The organism is Paraflavitalea sp. CAU 1676 (assembly GCF_029223285.1).
Lineage (GTDB): Bacteria > Bacteroidota > Bacteroidia > Chitinophagales > Chitinophagaceae > Paraflavitalea.
The window spans coordinates 301,589-321,508 of sequence record NZ_JARHUJ010000001.1; the positions used below are offsets into that span (position 1 = coordinate 301,589).

The 19,920-nt window shown below is 47.5% G+C and carries 20 protein-coding genes and 9 tRNA genes; 22 read left to right on the forward strand and 7 right to left on the reverse strand.

The genetic code is table 11. The annotated features are described in order from the left end of the window. Window positions 1-245 precede the first annotated feature (245 nt). From P2H89_RS01230 to P2H89_RS01240, 3 genes are read left to right on the forward strand one after another with little or no spacing between them, the layout of a single operon-like run. A complete protein-coding gene (locus tag P2H89_RS01230) occupies window positions 246-1,457 on the forward strand; it encodes a DEAD/DEAH box helicase (protein ID WP_275824653.1) in 1,212 nt (403 codons plus the stop codon). 14 nt (window positions 1,458-1,471) lie between these two features. Next, entirely contained in the window at window positions 1,472-2,308 is an 837-nt protein-coding gene (locus P2H89_RS01235) for an N-acetylmuramoyl-L-alanine amidase (protein WP_275824654.1), read from the forward strand. Window positions 2,309-2,366: 58 nt separating this feature from the next. After that, window positions 2,367-3,773, forward strand: a complete 1,407-nt coding sequence (locus P2H89_RS01240; RefSeq protein ID WP_275824655.1) for a deoxyguanosinetriphosphate triphosphohydrolase — start codon at window positions 2,367-2,369, stop codon at window positions 3,771-3,773. 81 nt (window positions 3,774-3,854) lie between these two features. Here the strand turns inward: P2H89_RS01240 and P2H89_RS01245 are convergent, their stop codons facing one another. From P2H89_RS01245 to P2H89_RS01255, 3 genes are read right to left on the reverse strand one after another with little or no spacing between them, the layout of a single operon-like run. Then, window positions 3,855-4,067 carry a hypothetical protein gene (locus P2H89_RS01245; RefSeq protein ID WP_275824656.1) on the reverse strand — a complete coding sequence of 71 codons (213 nt, stop codon included), beginning with the start codon at window positions 4,065-4,067 and terminating at the stop codon, window positions 3,855-3,857. Window positions 4,068-4,097: 30 nt separating this feature from the next. Then, window positions 4,098-4,547, reverse strand: a complete 450-nt coding sequence (locus P2H89_RS01250) for a hypothetical protein (RefSeq protein ID WP_275824658.1) — start codon at window positions 4,545-4,547, stop codon at window positions 4,098-4,100. A gap of 17 nt (window positions 4,548-4,564) precedes the next feature. Then, window positions 4,565-5,143 carry a sigma-70 family RNA polymerase sigma factor gene (locus tag P2H89_RS01255; protein ID WP_275824659.1) on the reverse strand — a complete coding sequence of 193 codons (579 nt, stop codon included), beginning with the start codon at window positions 5,141-5,143 and terminating at the stop codon, window positions 4,565-4,567. 161 nt (window positions 5,144-5,304) lie between these two features. On the opposite strand from P2H89_RS01255, the gene P2H89_RS01260 reads away from it, so the two are divergent. Next, window positions 5,305-6,237, forward strand: a complete 933-nt coding sequence (locus P2H89_RS01260) for a DUF72 domain-containing protein (RefSeq protein WP_275824660.1) — start codon at window positions 5,305-5,307, stop codon at window positions 6,235-6,237. A 22-nt stretch (window positions 6,238-6,259) separates the two neighbouring features. Here P2H89_RS01260 and P2H89_RS01265 read toward each other — a convergent pair whose 3' ends face one another. From P2H89_RS01265 to umuD, 3 genes are all read right to left on the reverse strand, one after another. Beyond that, window positions 6,260-6,496 (reverse strand): hypothetical protein, encoded by a 237-nt coding sequence (locus P2H89_RS01265; protein WP_275824661.1) that lies wholly within the window; start codon window positions 6,494-6,496, stop codon window positions 6,260-6,262. 461 nt (window positions 6,497-6,957) lie between these two features. Further along, window positions 6,958-8,232, reverse strand: coding sequence for a Y-family DNA polymerase (locus P2H89_RS01270; protein ID WP_275824662.1), 1,275 nt, complete (start codon window positions 8,230-8,232; stop codon window positions 6,958-6,960). A gap of 260 nt (window positions 8,233-8,492) precedes the next feature. Continuing rightward, complete coding sequence (umuD, locus tag P2H89_RS01275) at window positions 8,493-8,927, reverse strand: translesion error-prone DNA polymerase V autoproteolytic subunit (protein ID WP_275824663.1); 435 nt, start codon at window positions 8,925-8,927, stop codon at window positions 8,493-8,495. A 72-nt stretch (window positions 8,928-8,999) separates the two neighbouring features. Between umuD and P2H89_RS01280 the strand changes: the two genes are divergently transcribed. From P2H89_RS01280 to P2H89_RS01290, 3 genes are all read left to right on the forward strand, one after another. Further along, window positions 9,000-9,614 (forward strand): 2'-5' RNA ligase family protein, encoded by a 615-nt coding sequence (locus P2H89_RS01280; protein WP_275824664.1) that lies wholly within the window; start codon window positions 9,000-9,002, stop codon window positions 9,612-9,614. A 25-nt stretch (window positions 9,615-9,639) separates the two neighbouring features. Beyond that, entirely contained in the window at window positions 9,640-10,302 is a 663-nt protein-coding gene (locus tag P2H89_RS01285; RefSeq protein ID WP_275824665.1) for a 2'-5' RNA ligase family protein, read from the forward strand. Window positions 10,303-10,420: 118 nt separating this feature from the next. After that, window positions 10,421-11,497, forward strand: a complete 1,077-nt coding sequence (locus P2H89_RS01290) for a PA0069 family radical SAM protein (RefSeq protein WP_275824666.1) — start codon at window positions 10,421-10,423, stop codon at window positions 11,495-11,497. A 94-nt stretch (window positions 11,498-11,591) separates the two neighbouring features. Here P2H89_RS01290 and P2H89_RS01295 read toward each other — a convergent pair whose 3' ends face one another. Beyond that, entirely contained in the window at window positions 11,592-11,828 is a 237-nt protein-coding gene (locus P2H89_RS01295; RefSeq protein ID WP_275824667.1) for a hypothetical protein, read from the reverse strand. 261 nt (window positions 11,829-12,089) lie between these two features. On the opposite strand from P2H89_RS01295, the gene P2H89_RS01300 reads away from it, so the two are divergent. The 15 genes from P2H89_RS01300 to P2H89_RS01370 all read left to right on the forward strand — a co-directional run bounded on the left by P2H89_RS01300 (window position 12,090) and on the right by P2H89_RS01370 (window position 19,915). Beyond that, on the forward strand, window positions 12,090-12,620 hold the full coding sequence (locus P2H89_RS01300; RefSeq protein ID WP_275824668.1) for a hypothetical protein: 531 nt from the start codon (window positions 12,090-12,092) through the stop codon (window positions 12,618-12,620). Window positions 12,621-13,295: 675 nt separating this feature from the next. Beyond that, on the forward strand, window positions 13,296-14,042 hold the full coding sequence (locus tag P2H89_RS01305) for an ATP-binding protein (RefSeq protein WP_275824669.1): 747 nt from the start codon (window positions 13,296-13,298) through the stop codon (window positions 14,040-14,042). A gap of 15 nt (window positions 14,043-14,057) precedes the next feature. Then, a complete protein-coding gene (locus tag P2H89_RS01310) occupies window positions 14,058-14,729 on the forward strand; it encodes a response regulator transcription factor (protein ID WP_275824670.1) in 672 nt (223 codons plus the stop codon). A gap of 750 nt (window positions 14,730-15,479) precedes the next feature. Continuing rightward, window positions 15,480-16,997: a TROVE domain-containing protein gene (locus P2H89_RS01315; RefSeq protein WP_275824671.1), complete on the forward strand. Its 1,518-nt coding sequence runs from the start codon at window positions 15,480-15,482 to the stop codon at window positions 16,995-16,997. Window positions 16,998-17,075: 78 nt separating this feature from the next. Beyond that, complete coding sequence (locus P2H89_RS01320) at window positions 17,076-17,624, forward strand: DinB family protein (RefSeq protein WP_275824672.1); 549 nt, start codon at window positions 17,076-17,078, stop codon at window positions 17,622-17,624. 21 nt (window positions 17,625-17,645) lie between these two features. Further along, window positions 17,646-17,718: transfer RNA gene (locus P2H89_RS01325), tRNA-Pro, on the forward strand. Between the two features lie 14 nt (window positions 17,719-17,732). Further along, window positions 17,733-17,803: transfer RNA gene (locus P2H89_RS01330), tRNA-Glu, on the forward strand. Between the two features lie 76 nt (window positions 17,804-17,879). Further along, a tRNA-Asp gene (locus tag P2H89_RS01335) sits at window positions 17,880-17,950 on the forward strand. Between the two features lie 14 nt (window positions 17,951-17,964). Next, window positions 17,965-18,039 (forward strand) — tRNA-Met (locus tag P2H89_RS01340). A 2-nt stretch (window positions 18,040-18,041) separates the two neighbouring features. Continuing rightward, window positions 18,042-18,114, forward strand: a tRNA-Ile gene (locus tag P2H89_RS01345). A 163-nt stretch (window positions 18,115-18,277) separates the two neighbouring features. Beyond that, window positions 18,278-18,348, forward strand: a tRNA-Arg gene (locus tag P2H89_RS01350). A 142-nt stretch (window positions 18,349-18,490) separates the two neighbouring features. Further along, window positions 18,491-18,561: transfer RNA gene (locus P2H89_RS01355), tRNA-Asn, on the forward strand. A gap of 12 nt (window positions 18,562-18,573) precedes the next feature. Further along, window positions 18,574-18,645 (forward strand) — tRNA-Phe (locus P2H89_RS01360). A gap of 6 nt (window positions 18,646-18,651) precedes the next feature. Next, window positions 18,652-18,724: transfer RNA gene (locus P2H89_RS01365), tRNA-Trp, on the forward strand. A gap of 117 nt (window positions 18,725-18,841) precedes the next feature. Further along, window positions 18,842-19,915, forward strand: a complete 1,074-nt coding sequence (locus tag P2H89_RS01370) for an AAA family ATPase (protein WP_275824673.1) — start codon at window positions 18,842-18,844, stop codon at window positions 19,913-19,915. Window positions 19,916-19,920 lie beyond the last annotated feature (5 nt).

Consider the following 19,920-nt stretch of genomic DNA (forward strand, 5'->3'; position numbering starts at 1 on the left):
TACCGGGAGTCCGCAAGGCCCCGGAAATTGATTGGATCCATAGAAGGTGCCGGTTTTCCGGATTTTACAGCCGGCACAACGGCACGGTGAGTGGAGCGGCCAAAGCGCCTGCGGGCGTGGCCGGCGACCTCAAAGTTTAATGAATCGGCGTATAAATCCCCCTTTTTCACAAAGGGGGATTTTTTATGTTATCTTTACCGGAACTGATTTCAGGAAAATATCGTATTTATTAGACAATCGGATTAATGAATTTTACAGAATTTGGACTGGATCCTGCCTTAATGGAAAGCATAGAATCTACTGGTTATGAAGTAGCTACACCCATTCAAGAGCAAGTGATCCCCAAGATATTAGCGGGCCGCGATATCATCGCCTGCGCCCAAACAGGAACTGGTAAAACTGCCGCTTTCCTGCTTCCCATCATCCACCGCCTACTTCAAAACAGCAATGACGGCCAGGTAAACTGTATAATACTGGTTCCCACCCGGGAGCTTGCGATCCAGATTGCCCAAAACCTGGAGGGGTTATCCTATTTCACCTCTATCAGCTCTATAGCAGTTTATGGCGGTAATGACGGGATGAACTTTGCTACCGAAAAGAATGCCCTTTCAAAGGGGGTTGACTTTGTGGTGTGCACTCCGGGAAGGCTGATCGCCCATCTAAACATGGGTTATGTGAAGCTGGCGGGTTTGCAATACCTGGTGCTGGATGAAGCCGACCGTATGCTGGACATGGGCTTTCATGATGACATCATGAAGATCATTTCGCATTTACCTACCAAAAGGCAGAACCTATTGTTTTCGGCTACCATGGCTGAAAAGATCCGTTCGCTGGCCAGGAAGATCCTGCACAATCCCGAGGAGGTGAACATTGCCATTTCGAAGCCCCCGGAGAAGATTGTACAGGAGGCTTATGTAGTGTACGAGCCGCAGAAACTGCCACTCATTCAAAAGATACTTCGCTCCGTTCCTTATAAACTGGCTATTATTTTCTGTTCCAAAAAGCAGAACGTAAAACAGTTGAACCGTGACCTGCAGCGTGCCAGGTTCAATATTGCCGAAATGCACTCCGACCTGGAACAGGCTGAGCGGGAAGATGTATTGCTCCGTTTCAAGAGCGGGCGCATCCCCCTGCTGGTAGCCACAGATATCATGTCGAGGGGTATCGACATCGACAACATCGACCTGGTGATCAACTACGATGTGCCGCACGACGGCGAAGATTATATTCACCGCATTGGCCGTACTGCCCGTGCCGAGTCGGATGGCGTGGCCATCACCCTGATCAGCGAAAAGGAGCAAAGAAAGTTTGCCGCTATCGAGGCCCTGCTGGGTAAACCGGTGCGGAAGGGTAACGTGCCGGAAGAACTGGGACCTGTTCCAGCTTATACGGCCCAGCATAACGCGAGGAAAAAATCCCATAGAAGATTTGGTCCGCCCCAACGTAGAAGGCCATAAAAATGATGATGCAGATGCGTCTATTTGCCCGATTGTTACCTGTTGTTGCTATTTGCCTGTCGTTGGCTGCCGGGGTTAACAGCTGTTCCCCGAATCCGTATGCTCAAACGAACAAGAGCTACAAGAAGCAATCACGTAACCTGGCAGGCGGCCTGCAGCCACTGCCGGTTCCGATGACACTGGATTCAACGCTTTCCCCGAAGTATGCGGTGGGCACGGTAAACTTCGATCTGCGCAAGCCGAATTTCGTCATCATACACCACACTGCTCAAAACTCCTGCGAGCAAACGCTGAAGACCTTTACGCTGGAACGCACGAAAGTGAGCGCTCACTATGTTATTTGCAAGGATGGTACTATCCATCATATGCTGAACGATTACCTGCGCGCCTGGCAGGCGGGTATCAGCAAGTGGGGCAACAATACCGATATCAATTCGTCTTCTATCGGCATCGAGCTGGACAATAACGGTTTTGAGTCTTTTGCCGAGCCGCAGATGGTTAGTTTGCTGCGATTGCTCGATACGCTGAAAAGAAAATATGCCATTCCAACGGGCAACTTTATCGGGCACAGCGATATTGCGCCCAAGCGTAAGGTGGATCCCAACGTTACTTTTCCCTGGCAGCGGCTTGCCCAGCGCGGGTTCGGTAATTGGTACGATGATACTACCAATGTTGTAATCCCTCCTTCTTTTGATCATCTCCTGGCGCTTCGTTTGGTAGGGTACGACCTGGCCGATACTACAGCAGCCATACGTGCATTTAAGCGTAAATACCTGCAGGATACGCTGAGTAGAACGCTGGCCGAGCCCGATGAGAAGATCCTTTACCAGTTGATGAGGAAGTCCCAATAAGATTTAACGTTGTTTCCACAATGGGTGCTGTCCTGCCTGTGGGCCGGTCAAAAGCCGAATGGGTCCATTATCTTTGAGCATGAACTGGCAGCAACTCTACAGTACCCGCCGTACAGGTAAGGAAAATAAGTCGGCCACCTACACAGATGCATTGCGCACTTCTTTTCTGCGCGATTATGACCGTATCATCTTTTCTTCCGCTTTCAGAAGGTTACAAAACAAAACGCAGGTGTTCCCACTGCCCGGCGCAGTGTTTGTGCACAACCGGCTTACCCATAGTCTGGAGGTAGCTTCTGTAGGCCGTTCTTTGGGAAAGGCTGTGGGCGATGCCATCGCTGCGAAATACCCCGATGCCACGGAGGATTTCCGGGAGTTCTACAAATATGAGTTGCCCTCTGTGATTGCGGCAGGCTGCCTGGCGCATGATATCGGCAATCCGCCTTTCGGGCATTCGGGGGAAGATGCCATCCGTACTTTCTTCCGGGAGCTGAAGGGCGAAGCCAAAGACCGCTTCGAAAGTGAACTGACCCTAAATCAGCAACGCGACTTCCTGTATTTTGAGGGCAATGCCAATGCTTTCCGTACGCTTACCCACAGCTTTGGCGAGGATAGTACGGGCGGCTTCCGGCTTACCTATGCTACGTTGGCTTCGATCATCAAGTATCCGTCGGATTCTTTGAGTGGGTTCAATAAGCAACAGCTGGTGACAAAGAAGTCGGGCTATTTTGATTCGGAGGTTGATACCTATAGGCGGATCGCGGAAGAGCTGGGAATACCCCAGCTGGAGCCGGGAAAGCATATTTATGCGCGGCACCCTTTCGTGTACCTGGTAGAGGCGGCAGATGATATCTGTTACCGGGTAATCGACTTCGAGGATGCGCACCGGTTGAGCATTATTTCCATAGATATGATCAAAAACCTTTTTCTGGCATTCTTTGATGAGGAAAAAGGATATGATACACGCGACAGGATCGAGGCCACTTTCAATAAGATCAACGATGACAACCAGAAGGTGCAGTTCCTGCGGGCAAAGCTGATCAACCACCTAATTAACCGGGTGAGCTCGGTGTTTATGGAGAAGGAAGATGATCTGCTGAATGGCAGGGTAGGCAAATCCTTGATCGACTATCTGCCAGAACGTGAATTGAAACTGGTGAAAGAGATCGATGACTTTTCGGTGGCGCATATCTATAATCACCGCTCGGTGGTAGAGATCGAGATTGCGGGTTACAACGTGATTGGCGATCTGCTCAGGGAATTTTTTAACGCAGTGATCACACCCAAATCGGCCAAGTCATTCAAGTTGTTGCAGCTTATTTCCAAACAATTCAAGGTAAGCGGCCAGCCTGGTAACCTGTACCAGGATACGCAGTCGGTGGTGGATTTCATTGCCGGCATGACCGATCTGTATGCCGTTGATATGTTCCGTAAAGTGACAGGAATTTCGTTTCCGCAGATCAGGTAGTGGAAGGTGCAGCGGCTTTCAGAGCTTTGTTGATGGCGTATTTGAAAATGAAGCGACGCCAGGAGTTTTGAGCCCTTGTTTTTATTGCAATTCTTCGCAGGAGTAACCCGCATGGCTGAGGGTGTTTTCGACCAGGCGGGGGTTGAGATCTTTGGCTTCGATGCGAAGTATCCTGTCTTTATCGTGCATGTCTACATTCCAGCGGATAACCCCCTTTAGTTTTTCGATATGGGAGCCGATGTGGTGGATGTTCTTCCTGTAACGGAGATTGGTTTTAAAGATAAGGATGTCCATATTGTGCGGTTATATCTGATAGTTCGGTGATCAGGCTTTGGGTTCAGACTGCTGGCCAGAGGTTTCGTCCGGTTGTTTGGTCTCCTTGTTCTCATCTCCCTGCCAGAAATTACCCCGCCTTGCGTCATTTCTGTCGAATGGAGGCTTGCACCAGCGATTGCCGAAGCGGTTCTTCATTGCATCACGGAATTTCTCTCTTTCTTCGGGCGACATATGCTGCCACTTTTCCTGCATCTTTTGTTTCCATTCATGTTTGCGGCCGCCCCATCCTCCAAAACCTCCAAAGAGTATTTTGCTAAGTACCAGGATGCCCATGGCCTGCCAGAAGGTGATGGCCTGCACATGCAATACCTCGGGTAATATGGCATTCCACAATGCCATGACGATATAGCTGAATAAGGATACAAATGCTACTACGCACAAGAGGATCATGAATGCTTTTCCTCCCTTGGTTCTTCCGGGTCTTCTACTGTGTCTCATAACGCTCTTTTATTGGGTTAATAATTTAATAGTTCGTCTTTTAATACGGCCAGCCGTTCGCGCAGGTGCAATACTGCATAACGTTTGCGGCTGATCAGGGTATTGACTGATTCGCCTGTTTGCTCGGACAGGTCTTTAAATGATATTCCTTCGAGTTCGTGTTTGATGAATATGTCCCGTTGTTCGGCGGGCAACTCTTCCAGTGCGGCATTCAGTTCTTCCCAAAACAAGGTACGCAGGTACTCTTTTTCCGGATTGTTGCTGGCATCGAAGAGCAGCTCACTCCAGTTGACGGCATCTTCGCCATCCTCGTTGCTGAATACATCTTCAAGTGCTTCGGGTTTGTGTTTGCGCTGGCGGTCGGTTATCTTGTTACGGGCTACCGTAAACAGCCAGGCGCTCATTTGCTCGATGGGCTGTGTGTTCCCAACGAATTGATAGAAAACATCCTGCAATACATCTTCGGCATCTGCTTCATTGGTTACCCGCTTACGAATAAAGCCCATCAGCCTTTTGCTGTAGTCATTAATGACCTGGGTGATATTTCGTTTCGAATCTCCAGCCATGCCCGGTGTTATCGTCAGGGTCTTGTCCATTGTATAAGAAGGTAGACGGACGGCGACCCGATATATTTTAAAGATGCGAAAAAAAACCTAACCTATTGATTGTTTGATTATTGTAAAGTTGCCTGTCTGCGGATGCTAAGAGCTTGTTCCTTAAAACTTTATGCATAGATTTGACCCCTGAAAATGGCACCATGGATTTTGGAAAAGTTCCTGAAGAACAGCTACACCAGATAGATTTTTCATTACCTGCCGAATCGGTCGACAATCGGCTGGTATTGTCAGGTGTGCGGAAGGCCCTTCCTACGGTGAGGCTGGGGGTGCCGCGTTGGGGCGATAAGTCGTGGGTGGGCAGGTTATATCCTAAGGGAACGAAAGAAACCGGTTTCATGGAGCAGTACGTGAAGCATTTTAACTGTGTGGAGCTCAATGCCACGCACTATAAGATATATACGCCGGCCGAGATCGCGAAGTGGGGGGCAAGGGCAGCAGGGAAAGATTTTAAGTTTTGTCCCAAAGTACCGCAGCTGATCAGTCATTACAGCAACTTCAATAACGTATTTGACCAAACTTCTGCATTCCTGGAAGGGGTGTTGGCGTTGGAAGAACATTTGGGGCCCATTTTCCTGCAGGTGGGTGAAACCTATGGCCCTTCGCGGCGTGATGCTTTGTTCAAATACCTTGCTTCTTTGCCCACCGACCTGAGTTTCTTTCTCGAAGTGCGCAATGGACGATGGTTTTCGGACCCGGTTATGCGCAAAGAACTCTTTGATATGTTGCGTTCATTGAAAGTGGGCGCTGTGATCACAGATACGGCCGGCCGGCGCGACTGCGCTCATATGCAATTAACGATGCCGCGCACCTTTGTACGGTTTGTGGCCAACCTGCTGCATCCAACCGATTATGTACGAGCCGATGCCTGGGTGGAGCGGATAACTCAATGGATCAACCAGGGATTGGAAGAGCTGTACTTTTTCGTTCACATGCCCGAGGAAATGTATTGTCCCGAATTGATCGCCTATATCATCGACAAGTTGAATCCGCTTTGCGATCTGCAATTACAAAAGCCTCATTTCCTGCAGGCCGATAAACCAGCAGCCGGTACGCAGATCAGTTTTTTTGACTGAGCGTCGTTTGAAGATCGTTGCTTCATTTGTAATTGGCAAGCTTTGCCACCAATCCATTGAATAAATCTGAATGCCGGGCTGCGACCGGCGTATACTTTCGCACTTCTATTCCCACGATGTATTTTTTGTGACCTCTTGCTGGTGATAGATTCCAGATTTCCTGGCGTTTTACAATTCCTTTGTTGCCCGGCAGCATGCAAAAATTCGTTGCCGGATATAGTTGATTTTTCTGCGCATTTGAAGCTTGAGCCTTGGTCATTTTACATACGGACCAAACATTGACCAAATACCGAGCAAACACGCCATGTTTTCGGGTTTACCCGGGCTTGGTCCGGCTCTGTTGCGTCTTTGGTCCCTGTTTGTATTTTATTTTTGGGGACGTTTTCCTCTTTTTTAGTTGGCTGTTGACGAATGCATTTTCTCGTTAAGCCTTAAGATTCTGCCCATACAAAGCACTACTTGTGCGTAAAATAATTGAGTAGCACCGGGAGGCCGATGCCTGAAAAAGGCACATTTTGTGGATTGTGGAAAGCCACCCGGCTGATTAAATGTTTACGACGATTATCGCTCATGCACAGGTTTCAAGAGATACAGAAAACATACTTGAGTGGCTGCCGGAAACGGGTTTGGTGCGGTGGAAATTGCGAATATGCAGCCTGCGGTAGCATCGGTGCGGGCCGCGATGAGGAGGTACTTTTCGTCAAGATGTTAGTGCTACAGTTAGCTCACTTCTATGAGCTCGTCCCAGCGGGTGGTGAATCGCGCACTGTGCAGTTCCTGTCGCATTTTCCAGTTGCGGGTGGTGCCTACTGCTGCAAACTTCAGCATATCGTTGCGCATGCTGAAGTTTACGTTATCGACGATATCCATGAGCTCGCGGTGGTTTTTCTTTTCGGGAGCAGCAAATAGATTTCCCTGTATAGATTGATCGGGTACGAGGCCGCTGAGCATGACACCAGCTTTTTTGTATTCTTTACCGTTTTTGAATAAGCGGTCCACGAGTGCAACTGCGGGCTTGATAAGCTCTTGGGTAACGGAGATGGGAACAGGCAAGGTGATATGGGTGCTGTGCGTTGGGCCATGGTGAAAGTCGGTGAGGTGATCCTGTTCCTTGCTGACGATAAAGACACTTACGATACCTGCAGCGCTGTGTTGGCGCCGCAGCTTTTCGGCTGCCCGGGTGGTGTAGGTTGCCACGGCTTCTCTGATAGAGGCGATATCACCGACGGGTTCGCCAAACATGCGGGTGGTCGCAATCATTTTTTTGGTAGTGAGCGGATCGTCGAGGTCTATGGAGGGACTGCCTTTGAGTTCGCGGAGCAATCGGACGCCGGTAACGCCGCCCATATGGCGGTGTGCCCATTCTTCGGGCATGTTGCTGAGTTCCCACGCACTCGTAATGCCCTGGTTGATGAGTTTGTTGGCAAATGCACGGCCTACGCCCCATACGTTGCTGACCCGTGTTGCCTGGAGAGCTTCGGCTATGTGCCGATCTTTGGCAAGTACTTTAATACAGTTGCTCAGGGCCTTGTTTTTCTTGGCGTGGTAGTTGGCCAGTTTGGCGAGGGTCTTGGTGGGTGCTACGCCCACCGAGACTGAGATGCCCGTCCATTGTTCTACTCTTTCGCGAACGCGGAGCGCAGCTTCTTCCAATTCGTTTTCGGGAATATGACTGAAGTCGAGAAAGGCTTCATCGACGGAATAAACTTCAACTGTTGGCGACAGGGTGCGTAGCGTTTCCATGACGCGCCAGCTGAGATCACCATAAAGATTATAGTTGGAAGAGAAGACGGCTATATTGTGTTGTTGTATGATGGGTCGGGCGAGGAAGTAGGGACCCGCCATTTGTACGCCGAGTTGTTTGGCCTCATCACTGCGCGATACGATGCAGCCATCATTGTTGCTAAGTACTACGACGGGTTTGTTCCTGAGGTCGGGCCTGAAGAGACGTTCGCAGGAACAGTAGAAGCTATTACAATCGACTATGGCTTTCATGAGCTGAAGTATTTTTTACAGGTAATACCGGTTGCAAATCGATGATGGTGGCCCGGTTAATAAAATGGGCCAACCAACGGTGGAGGTCAAAACAGTTTTTCCGGGTAATAGATAAAGTTGCTTTTCTTTTACACTACGCTGTTGTTCTCCAGGTTTCGTCGGTTGGCCCCTGTCCTTAGGATAGGTTTAATGGCATGGACAGTATTTTGTATATGGTTGCGTTGGTAAGCGTGGTTGGTGGAGGGGCAGGAATCATTCTTTTATGGTGCATGTATCACCCAGGTAACGACTCCCCATATCTCGAACGAATCGCACGAACCATCAATTTCAATGGTGGCTAGTTTTGGTGTTTCCGGAATAAGACGGAGTTTGTTAAATGTTTTCTCCATACGGCGTATCAGCATTTCTCCGTTCAATACAGCGATGATCACTTTACCGCTCACGGGTTTCAGGCTGCGGTCAACAATTACAATGTCGCCATCATGGATACCGGCGCCTGTCATAGCGTTGCCTCTCACCCGCATGAAATAGGTGGCGGGTTTATTCTGGATGAGCTGTTCGTTGAGGTCGATGCCCCGTTCCATATAGTCGTCGGCTGCTGCTCCGAAGCCCGTGGCGTCGGCGGTTTTCACGTCCCATTGGTTGAATCTTTTGGATCCTTTGTAGGCCGGGTTGTAATAAATTTCATCCTCCATAAAAATTAATTTTGATCTACTAAATTATTTAGTAAATTTATGCTAAAATAATGATCAGGTAAAATTTTCTTTATGGAGCCGGTAAAAAATAATAGCACGCAAAGCTGGGCGGAATACGGGTTGTACGAGTATCTGCTGGTAGCGGATCCTGACCCGGTGGTTCAGGATAAAGTGTTGGCGCAGAAGCAGGAATTCTGCGAAGAATACTGCGATCAGTCGGCCATTAAAACCGGCTCCCATATTGTGGTGGCGAGTTTTTTAGCGCGGGAGGCGATGGAGGATACGCTCATCCGTTGGATCCAGCGGATCTGTGATCAGCTGCAGCCTTTCCGGGTAACGCTCAATAATTACAGTGGTTTTCCTCCTCACACCATTTATCTAAGGGTGCAGGACCCGATACCTTTTTTACATCTTAGCCAGAAGCTGAAGGCGGTGGATGATCTGGTGCGTTCATCGTCGTGCCCGCCGGTAAGGTTGATCGGCAAGCCGCATTTAAGTATAGCAAAGCGTTTGCCTGAGCCTGTTTATACGAAGGCGATGTTCAATTACTCGCAGAAGACCTTTCATGAATCATTCATGGTGCATGAGTTGCGTTTGTTGCGGAGGGCGCACCAGTTTGATACCTCCAAAATGGTCAACAAATTTCCTTTCGCTCCCGGTTCTCAACCCTGGTCGGAAGTGGCCTGATAATAAACCTTTAAAAAGACATCTTATGACAAGAAATATGCAGATCTCACCGGTAAAAAAGATCCATGGTACCCCCAGGGCTTTTTATGAAGACTACACCAGTCAGCTTCGTGTAAACGAATACATGCTGGTATTGCTTCCGCATGAAGAGTTGCGGAAGCGGGTGTTGCAGATCCGTAAAGATTTTTACGAGGCATATCAGGCGCCTTCGGCGTTGGGCGCCAAGGTGCACATACCTCTGGCAACCTTTACCCAGCTGGAGATCATGGAGGAGCGTATTGTTAACCGCCTGAAAGTGGTGGGAATGGGCTACTACCCATTCAAAGTGGAGTTAAAGGATTATGGAACTTATCCGAGTCATACTTTATATATCAATGTTACTACCAAGTTGCCGATCCAGAAGCTAGTGCGGGAGATCAGGGATTCGCAGCGTCTTATGAAACTCGACAATGAACACAAACCGCATTTTCTCGATGATCCGCACCTCACGATAGCCCGTAAGTTGCTGCCCTGGCAGTATGAGAAGGGTTGGCTGGAGTACTCCCATCGTCATTTTACTGGCCGTTTTATTGCGGATTGTATGTTATTGCTGAAACGAAGGGCAGGCGATAAGACCTATCAGATCGCGCAGCGTTTTGATTTTATGAACCTGCCTGTAAGTACCAAACAAGGGGAGTTGTTTGTCTGAAATTGATCAGCAGCATTGCACACCTATACTGTTCCTGTTCCCCGCTGGTTGCCTGTTTCTACAGGTGCCAGCCGGGACGGGAGGGTGTGTTTACAGTTATTTGTAATAGAGATAGAACATGGAAACACCAGAACAAGAACAAAATAATTCATACTTCAGGGGAAGAGGGGCGCAGATCAATACGAAGAACAGGTTCCTCAAAAACGAACGTGTTCGTGAGCATGTTGAAGCCATAGACGACTGGAGCGACCCCAACGTGGCCACCCAATATCTGGAGGAACATGCCAAGAGCTTTGTGAATAAGGTTGATAGCCCCGATGTGGGAATGTATTACAGCATGAATCCTTACCAGGGTTGTGAGCACGGGTGTATCTACTGTTATGCCAGGAATTCTTTTGAATACTATGGGTATAGTGCTGGTCTCGATTTTGAGCGAAAGATCATCGTAAAGAAAAATGCACCGGAGTTGCTGCGCAAGTTCCTGATGAACCCCAAATGGCAGTGTGTGCCCTTGAGCCTAAGTGGAAACACGGATTGCTATCAGCCTGCCGAAAAGAAATATGAACTTACCCGTCAATGTCTGAAAGTTTGTCTTGAGTTTAACCAGCCTGTTGGCATCATAACCAAAAATGCCGGCATTTTGAGGGATAAGGATATTCTCCAGGAGCTTGCGAAAAAGAACCTCGTCTGTGGTTTGATGTCGATCACTTCGCTCGATGAAGACCTTCGCCGGGTGATGGAGCCGAGAACCACTACGGCCGTCCAGCGATTCAGGGTGATCAGGGAGCTGAGCGAAGTAGGGGTTCGTATGGGCGTGATGCTGGGGCCCATGATACCAGGCTTGAATGAGCATGATATGCATAATATCATTAAAATGGCCAGCGAGAACGGGGCCAGCTTTTCTGCATACACCTTCGTGCGGCTCAATGGAGCCGTTAAGTTGCTCTTTCATGATTGGTTATATAAAAATTTTCCCGACCGAGCCGATAAAGTATGGCATATGATCGAGGCGAGCCACAATGGCCAGGTGAACGATAGCCGGTTTGGGTTACGTATGCGAGGAGAAGGGAACATTGCGGAGTTGGTGGGCATGCAATATCGTAAGTACACCCACAAATATGGACTCAATCATGAGCGTCTTGAACTGGACTGCTCGCAGTTCAGGCGCCCCGGAGAGCAAGGGCGATTGTTTTAAAAGATGCCTCATTGAGCGATCGGACCAGTTTTGCAACTGCAGACGTCACGGTTATGCCGTAGCTTTCTAAAGTTGAAGTAACTATTATTGAGGATTAGCAAGTCAAGATTTTTTTTGCCCGGATGATCTCGACGCAAATAGCGGAGATTTCCCGGGCATTTTCCATTAGGTTCAACGAACGCAGGCGATGCTGAAGCTCCTGCAATTTTTCCCGATAATATCCCTGTAACATTTCAAGCTCGCAGGTATTACCGGTCATGACTACTGGCCGTTTGCTGCATGCTGTGCGAAGCGGAGATGTTCCTGGTGAGGCCGGTTGTTGGCGTTTCATATGCATAGTTTTGAGTAATATGTCCGCAAGCGGAATATTGGTCGTTGATCGGATTTGCGGGGTTGATCAGGGTTAGCAGAGGGGCGGATCAATTCAGTATACCAAAGTTGGTTAAAATTTATGGCCAGGCAAAGAGATGAAGTACCCTAAGTGTATCGTAAACTGTGAATGTAAAATGAGTACTTCTACGTGAGGGGTTAAAGGATGATTACGAATATCTTTAGCTGCTGTTTGACTGTTTAAACCTCAAAAATCAGTTTTATGACAACTAACCTCAGAAAATTATCCTTGCAGCGGGCCCTGCTGCTAACCGGGGCCGTAACCTTATCGTTAATGATCAGTTCGTGTGGTGATGGTGGTCCTAAAGGCGACGGAGTTTGGATCCCTACGCCTGTTGATTCAAGTGCGTTGGGTGTGCGCGACCACTTTATCCCTAAAGATTCGATTGCGGCCTACAGGAAACGGTTTGATGCCGACCGGGATACGCTTGCTAAGTTGATGCCTTCCCTTTTTATCCCCTTCTCAGAAGCCTTTAACAAGAAAAGTGTGCTGGACTTAATGAAAGATTCCAATTGTATCGGAATCAGGGTTTATTATGGTGCTACCGCCATTAATAGCAAGGGCCGGCAGGACCTTCGCCTGATCCTGGTTGGCGTGGATAAAAAAGGTAATGACCTTTTTGTGCGTAAGAGCTCCGGGGCTGAAGCACCGTCTTTGGGCAGTGGCGGAGAAGGTGGGTTTGAGTATGGCCAATGTGCACCTCCTTGTGATGGTGACAGCAGCAATCGCTAAGTTTGCAGGAAGGATTCTGCTCAATTTAATACCCCATGATTTTTAGCTAATGAACAACTTTGTTCACTTTGTTCTAAGCCAAAGCATATTAATCGCTTTGTTTATAGGGATAGTAAGGTACCGGAAGATCGATCCGGCTTACTATCCCTTCATATACTATACTTTTATTGCATCCCTGATGGAATTGCTGGCCCGGGCATTTACCGTCAATCATAGGCCAGATCTTTTAATACCCAGCCTACATGTTTACTCTTATATAGAGTTTTGCCTGTTTACCTGGTTGTTCCATAACTGGGGGTTATTTAACAGGCGAAAAGACGTTTTTATTTCTATCCTGGCATTTTTCCTGGCGATTTGGGTGTACTGCTCATTTTACGTCCACGGGTTCAAAACGCTGAACTTCTACTTTCTGACGATCTACTCCTTTGCCCTGATCTTTTTTAGCGTGAATACTTTTAATAAAGTAGTGGTTCATGAACGCGGTAATATTTTTCGTAATCCTAAATTCCTGATCTGTATTGGGATCATCGTGTTTTATACTTTTTTCATTCTTGTGAATGTAACTTCACTGTCTGTGTTCAAGCAAAATATAACCAATAGTTTCAGGGTAAACTTGCAGCAGATCAATGTTTATACTAATTTACTGGTTAATTTACTTTATGCAGTAGCGGCCTTATGGATTCCCAGGAAGCAAAACTTTACGACTCCCTTCTCATTGTAGTTGGTGTAGTAGGGATTATTCTCTTCTACTACATCATTACCATTATCCGTTACCAGCGAAGAAGTTTGCGGATGAACAAGGAGAAGATTCAGGCAGAGATAGACACCCTGGAAAAGGAAAGGAAAAGGATCGCTTCTGACCTCCATGATGAGCTGGGGCCGCTTTTGTCGGCCGTTAAACTTCAGATCAATAGTCTGGACACGGATAGTCCCGATGACATGTATGTCATCGAGAAGTCTAGCACCCACATTGATACCATAATAGGTAAGTTGCGTGAGATATCCAATAACCTCATGCCGAATACGCTTGTGCGAAAGGGTTTGCAGAAAGCGATTGAAGAATTGGTGAACAACAATCAGCAGATCTACGGTCTGCAGATTAAATTCATCTGTGAACAGGGGCTACAACTGGATCAGCATAAGGAGATCAACATTTACCGTATCATCCAGGAAGTGCTGCACAATACGGTCAAGCATGCTGAAGCAACCTATCTGATCATTAAGATCGTGATCGAGCAGAACCGGTTACTCCTGATGACAGCCGACAACGGAAAAGGGTTCAATTATTTTAATAAAGTAAAAGATAATCCGGGCCTTGGACTTCGTAACTTGCAAAGCCGGGCAGAAGTGATGGGTGGTGAACTGAGTTGCCAGTCTGAACCTGGAAAAGGAACCATGTACACATTTGACATCCCTGTCTGAAACCAACCTAATTGTATGAAAATACACGGCAATATAAAAGTGATTATTGCTGATGATCATGAGATTTACCGCGACGGCCTGCGCATGGTATTGGTAAAGCAGCCCGATATCGAACTCATTGGCGAAGCAGCCGATGGCAAAGAGCTCATAGACCAGGTGAAAGCCAAGCAGCCTGATATTGTGATCAGCGATGTAAAGATGCCGAATATGGATGGCGCTACCGCTACACGCCATTTGGCAGAACATTATCCGGAAGTAGGAATTATTGCGCTTACGATGTTTGATGAGGAAGACCTGATCATCGATATGCTGGAGGCCGGAGCGAAGGGTTACCTGCTTAAGAATGCCGATAAGTACGAGATCGTGGAAGCCATCAAGTCGGTATACAATCAACAACCTTATTACTGCCGCCATACCTCTAACAAGCTGGCACAAATGGTAGCTAAAAGTAAGTTCAATCCGCACAAGCTGCAAAACAAACCTGAATTCAGCAGTCGCGAGTTGGACATCATCGGTTTTATCTGTAATGGCCTTACCAGCAAAGAAATTGCCGAAAAGATATTCCTTAGTGTGCGGACCGTTGAAGGACTCCGCATGAAGATCATGGAGAAAATGGATGTCAAGAATACGGCGGGCATCATCATTTATGCGATCCGGCATCACCTCTATAAGCCAGGCGCCTTTTGATAATTATTCGTTTGTCTGTGAGGGTGGAAAGGGCGGGTGACTAACTTGCCTGGCCTGTCGCTGAAAAATATTTTTCGGAAAAAGTTGGTGGGAATAAAAAAATAATTACACCTTTGCACTGTTAATAAAATTTAAAACAAATAATCATGCTTCGCATACAAATGCATATCGAGTCAACGAAGTGGTTTAATCCCGGTCAGGATTATACCAAATATGCGGGGCATGTTATGTTGCCAGGTAAATTGTAAACTACAAAGCCAAGATATAACAGAAGCCCCGCCGGACGCGGGGTTTTTTGTTTTTCACCATGCAGCAAAAAAGACAATCCATACCAGAAATGTCAATGGCAGGCTTATGTTCACTGGCCATACAGGCGAGCTATGTTCTGACCAATCTAAATAACGGGCTTAGCCGATTTAGGAATGAGCGCGCGCATAAACGACCGGATCATTTTCATCCGCAGTAAAAAACTGTGTGATCATGAATGTGAACCCGGTCTCTTAAAAGACCGGGTTTTTTGTTGCCCCGTATTAAACAGCAATGAAAGGAGGTTAACATGAAATTAGTATTAGCAGTATTGTCGATCAGGATGTTGGTGCATTTGTTTTCGACCAAACGATCAGTAAAGGAGCCGTTGAAAAGGGCGTGTGATACCGGTATGGTACAGCACCCGGCGGCGTTTGAATTGCGATAATCATTATTAGCAGGTATGCCTGCATAGACAAGCTAAATATCAGGGAGGGTATAGCCATGAAATTCAACATCAGTCTCCGCAGGAAAGTTCCTGCTCAAAACTACGAAGGGGCAAAGGCCTTTGTGCTAACACCGGAAATGGAATTGTACACAGCCGTGGTGACCACTGCGTTGAGTGATCAATTCTACGAAGGAAGTGCGGAACGCCTGGAAAGGATCCGGGTTTTGATCTCCATCTGTGACGCGGCATTTGTAGCGAGGCTCGCCGTGTATGCACGGGAAGTTTTGAACCTGCGGAGTATTCCGCTGGTACTTACGGTAGAACTGGCCCGAATTCACCAGGGGGATACCTTGGTGAGCCGGCTCACCGGAAGAGTTGTACAGCGTGCCGATGAAATCACTGAAATGCTGGCTTTGTATGGGCAAGCCAATAGGCGTAAAGGGAGAAAGCAATTGAACAGGCTGAGTAAACAAGTGCAGCGGGGATTGGCGACAGCCTTCAATAAGTTTGATGAGTACCAGTTTGGCAAGTACAACAGGGGCGCTCAGGTAAAACTGAAAGATGCCTTGTTCCTGGTGCATCCGCGAGCCAGCGATGAATCACAGCAAGCCTTATTTGACAAGATCGCGCAGGATACCCTTGCGAACCCATATACCTGGGAGGTGGAATTGAGCGCACTTGGTCAACTGCGCTATGTGAATGATGAGGTTAAGCGTTCTGCGTTTACAGAAAAGTGGGAGGAGTTGATCTTCAGCAAGCGACTGGGTTATATGGCCACGTTGCGCAACCTACGCAATATTCTTGAAGCAGACGTGTGTGTTGAGGCGATAGACAAGGTTTGTGCGTACCTGGCCGATCCGGTTGCTGTGGCAAAAAGCAGGCAGCTTCCTTTCCGGTTCCTGAGCGCCTGGCGGGAATTGAAACTGGTGCAACATGGTATGGTTGGAAAAGTGCTGGAGGCATTGGAGAGCGCAGTCCAACATAGTGCTGCGAACATAGCCGGGTATGATGAAAAAACTGCAGTGGTTATCGCTGCCGACGTTAGCGGTAGTATGCAGAAGCCGGTGAGTGCCAGGAGTAAAGTGCAGTTGTTTGATGTTGGTCTGATGCTGGCGATGTTGTTACAGTACAGGTGCGCGAATGTTGTTGCAGGTATGTTTGGCGATACCTGGAAAGTGATCCCGGTTCCCCGCAACCAGGTGTTGAGGAATGTGGATGAGTTGCATCGTCGGGAAGGGGAAGTAGGTTACAATACCAATGGCTTCCTGGTAATCAAAGATCTATTGCAGCAAAAACGTAGGGTAGATAAAGTAATGCTCTTTACGGATTGCCAGTTGTGGAATAGCCATGGAAGCGCGGAGCATATTGAAGATCTGTGGAAACAGTACAAGCGTATAGCGCCGCTTGCAAAATTGTACCTGTTCGATCTTGCGGGGTATGGAAATGCTCCGTTACGGATACAGAACAACGATGTATATCTGGTAGCGGGATGGAGTGACAAGATCTTCGACGTATTGGATGCTATAGAACGCGGTGAAGATGCTTTGAAACTGATCGGTTCTATTGAGCTATAAAAAAATTATGTGCAGAAAAGGAGGATACAGTAGCTCTCCCGCGATGCTGCGGGAGGCTACTTTCCAAAAAAAGAAAGTATGAAGGAGGATCTAATGAGCAGAATTAGGGGAGAGCTGGCAAGCACTTTTAGCGAGGTGTATGGATGGTTCGACATGCAGGAAGATCAATTACATGGATTGCGGTTGAATGGTGGGTGGAGTATCGCTGAAATATTGGAACATATTTCATTAACGAATCACTACTTGTTGATCCTGATACGCAAGGGTGCCATAAAGGCCCTTGAAAAGGCGGCCCATGAAAGTTACCGCCATTTGCTGGACGGATATGATATTGATTGGGCAAAAATGGAATTGATCGGCAGGCCGGAAGCTTTTAATTGGCAGCGGCCCGATCATATGGTTCCGACTGGTGATGTCTCGCTGGACGCGGTAAAGGACAAGTTGCGCCTTCAGGAAAAGGAGTGTCTCGACCTGTTGAGTCACCTGTCCCATGGACAAGGGGTATTATATAAGACTACAATGTCAGTGAATAACCTGGGTAAGCTCGATGTGTATCATTATATCGTTTTCCTGGTTGAGCATGCCAAAAGGCATTTGGTTCAGATGGAAAAAATAGTCATGATCTAAGAGACAGGATCATGGCTACCTATAGCAGCATTCCAATTGGTTGGATACTTCGCCTGGAACGAAGAGGATGCAGGTTCGAGTCCTGCCTGCTATACAAAAGAGAAATAAGGTCTGTTCGTCTAATGGTAGGGCCCGGGACTTTCTATCCTGAGACAGGGGTTCGATTCCCCTACAGACTTCAAGCGTGTCGTAGACCAGTGTTACTTCGTCTTGAAACCGATATATGGACACTGTTCGTTTGTTACCGCTTTTCCTAGTCTATTAGTGTATGGGTAACGCCCCGGATTGTCGATCCGGAGAAACGGGTTCGAGTCCCGTATAGACTGCGATATTCCTTATCTGGCGACCTGGTGTAATGGTAGCATGTTACCCTCATAAGGTAATCGTTCCGGTTCAAGTCCGGAGGCCGCAACCAACTGGCCTGTAGCTCAATGGTGAGAGCGGTTGCCTTATACGCAAATGGTTGTGGGTTCGATCCCCGCCAGGCCAACAATACCGGGTAGTGTAACCGGCCCAACATATCACACTTTGACTGTGATGTTCTCAGTTCGAGTCTGAGCCCGGTATCTGTTTTATGTTGTCTTTAGTTTATCTGGCAAAATACCTCACTGTGAATGAGGAGTACAGGGTTCGAGCCCCGAAGACAACCGAAACGGCTTATAGTTCAACGGAAGAATAGTACGCTACGAACGTACAGATAGAAGTTCGAGTCTTCTTAAGCCGTCTACAAGTGCCGTAAGGAAAAGTTACTTCGACTGGGATGCAAAGGTCATAGGTTCGAATCCTATAGCCGGCAGGAATGCTGGACTTGGCGCAGGGGTAGCGCATTGTACGAAAAAAAGCTTTTCCTGATTGTTGCCTTGTTTGGGAATATAGTTCAATGGCAGAACGCTCCGCTGTTAACGGAAGAATGGATGTTCGACTCATCCTGTTCCCGCGAATATTTTATGGACGAATAGCTCCAATGGTAGAGCAGCCCGTTGAAGCCGGGTGTGTACAAGTTCGAATCTTGTTTCGTCCACAACCTGCGGGTTTGATGTAATTGGCTAACAATCCGGACTCCAAATCCGGCCATGGAGGTTCGAATCCTTCAACCCGTGCTTTAAAACAATGTATATGCGCACTCTTGTAATGAAATAGGCAGTGTTAAGATGTATTGCCCGGTATGCCTGCCGGTGCCGAATCAACAACTGTTTAACTATTTCAATCTTACATCAATGGACAAGGCTATTGAACAGCGCGTTATCAGCGCTAATAGCGTATTTGGCAGGTACTTTATCGACTGCCAGGCTTTATATATGTATTGCTTCACTTCTATCCCGAGCATCAGCTATGTGGATGATATTGAAGGTGAAACCGCATTTGATGCCTTTCGTGAGCAATATAAGGATCATATTTCTTCGGTACACACCTACCGGTGGATCAGGCGCAAGGATAAGGATGTGGAGTTTGATGACACCGTTGTCATTCTCCATGATCGATGTGTGCTTGAGTTCGGCGAGGGATATTGCAAGATCCTTCATAATGAGGAACGAAAGGAGTTCACTTCCGGGCTTATCAGCTATTTACGGGGCTTTAAAGAAAAGCAAAGAAGAAAGCCCCTTGAGATCAACCTTATTGTCAAGAGCGGCAATTATCTTGAACTCAAAGCCATGGAGATCAAGCGGACAAAACTGGACCTGCGCCTATTCTATGAAGACGACTTTAAAGCGGTGGATGAAAATATCCGCAAACGTCTGAATCAAAAGGACGACAAAGGCATCGTGTTATTGCACGGTTTGCCAGGGTCGGGGAAGACTACTTACCTGAGGTATCTGGTGGGGAGAATCAAAAAGAAGGTGTTGTTCCTTTCTCCCAATATTGCGTGTAGTCTGACTGATCCTGATTTTATTGATCTGCTGATCGATAACCCCAATAGCGTGGTCATTATCGAAGATGCTGAAAATGTGATCATGGACAGGCGAAGCAATCCGCAATCATCTGTTTCGAACCTGTTGAACATATCTGATGGGCTATTGTCCGACTTCCTGAATGTTCAGCTGGTATGTACTTTCAACAGTTCAGTGGCAATGATCGACCAGGCGTTGATGCGGAAAGGGAGATTGATTGCCCGGTATGAATTCGGTAAATTGAGTATTCAAAAATCCCAGCAGCTTAGCAATCACCTGGGATTTGATAACGTTATTAATCAGCCTAAGACCATTGCCGAAATAGCCAATCCCCACGAGGAGGCTTACCAGTCTCCGCAGGTTCAGGTTATCGGTTTCAGGAGGGCTGTTATTGAAAATTAAAGAGT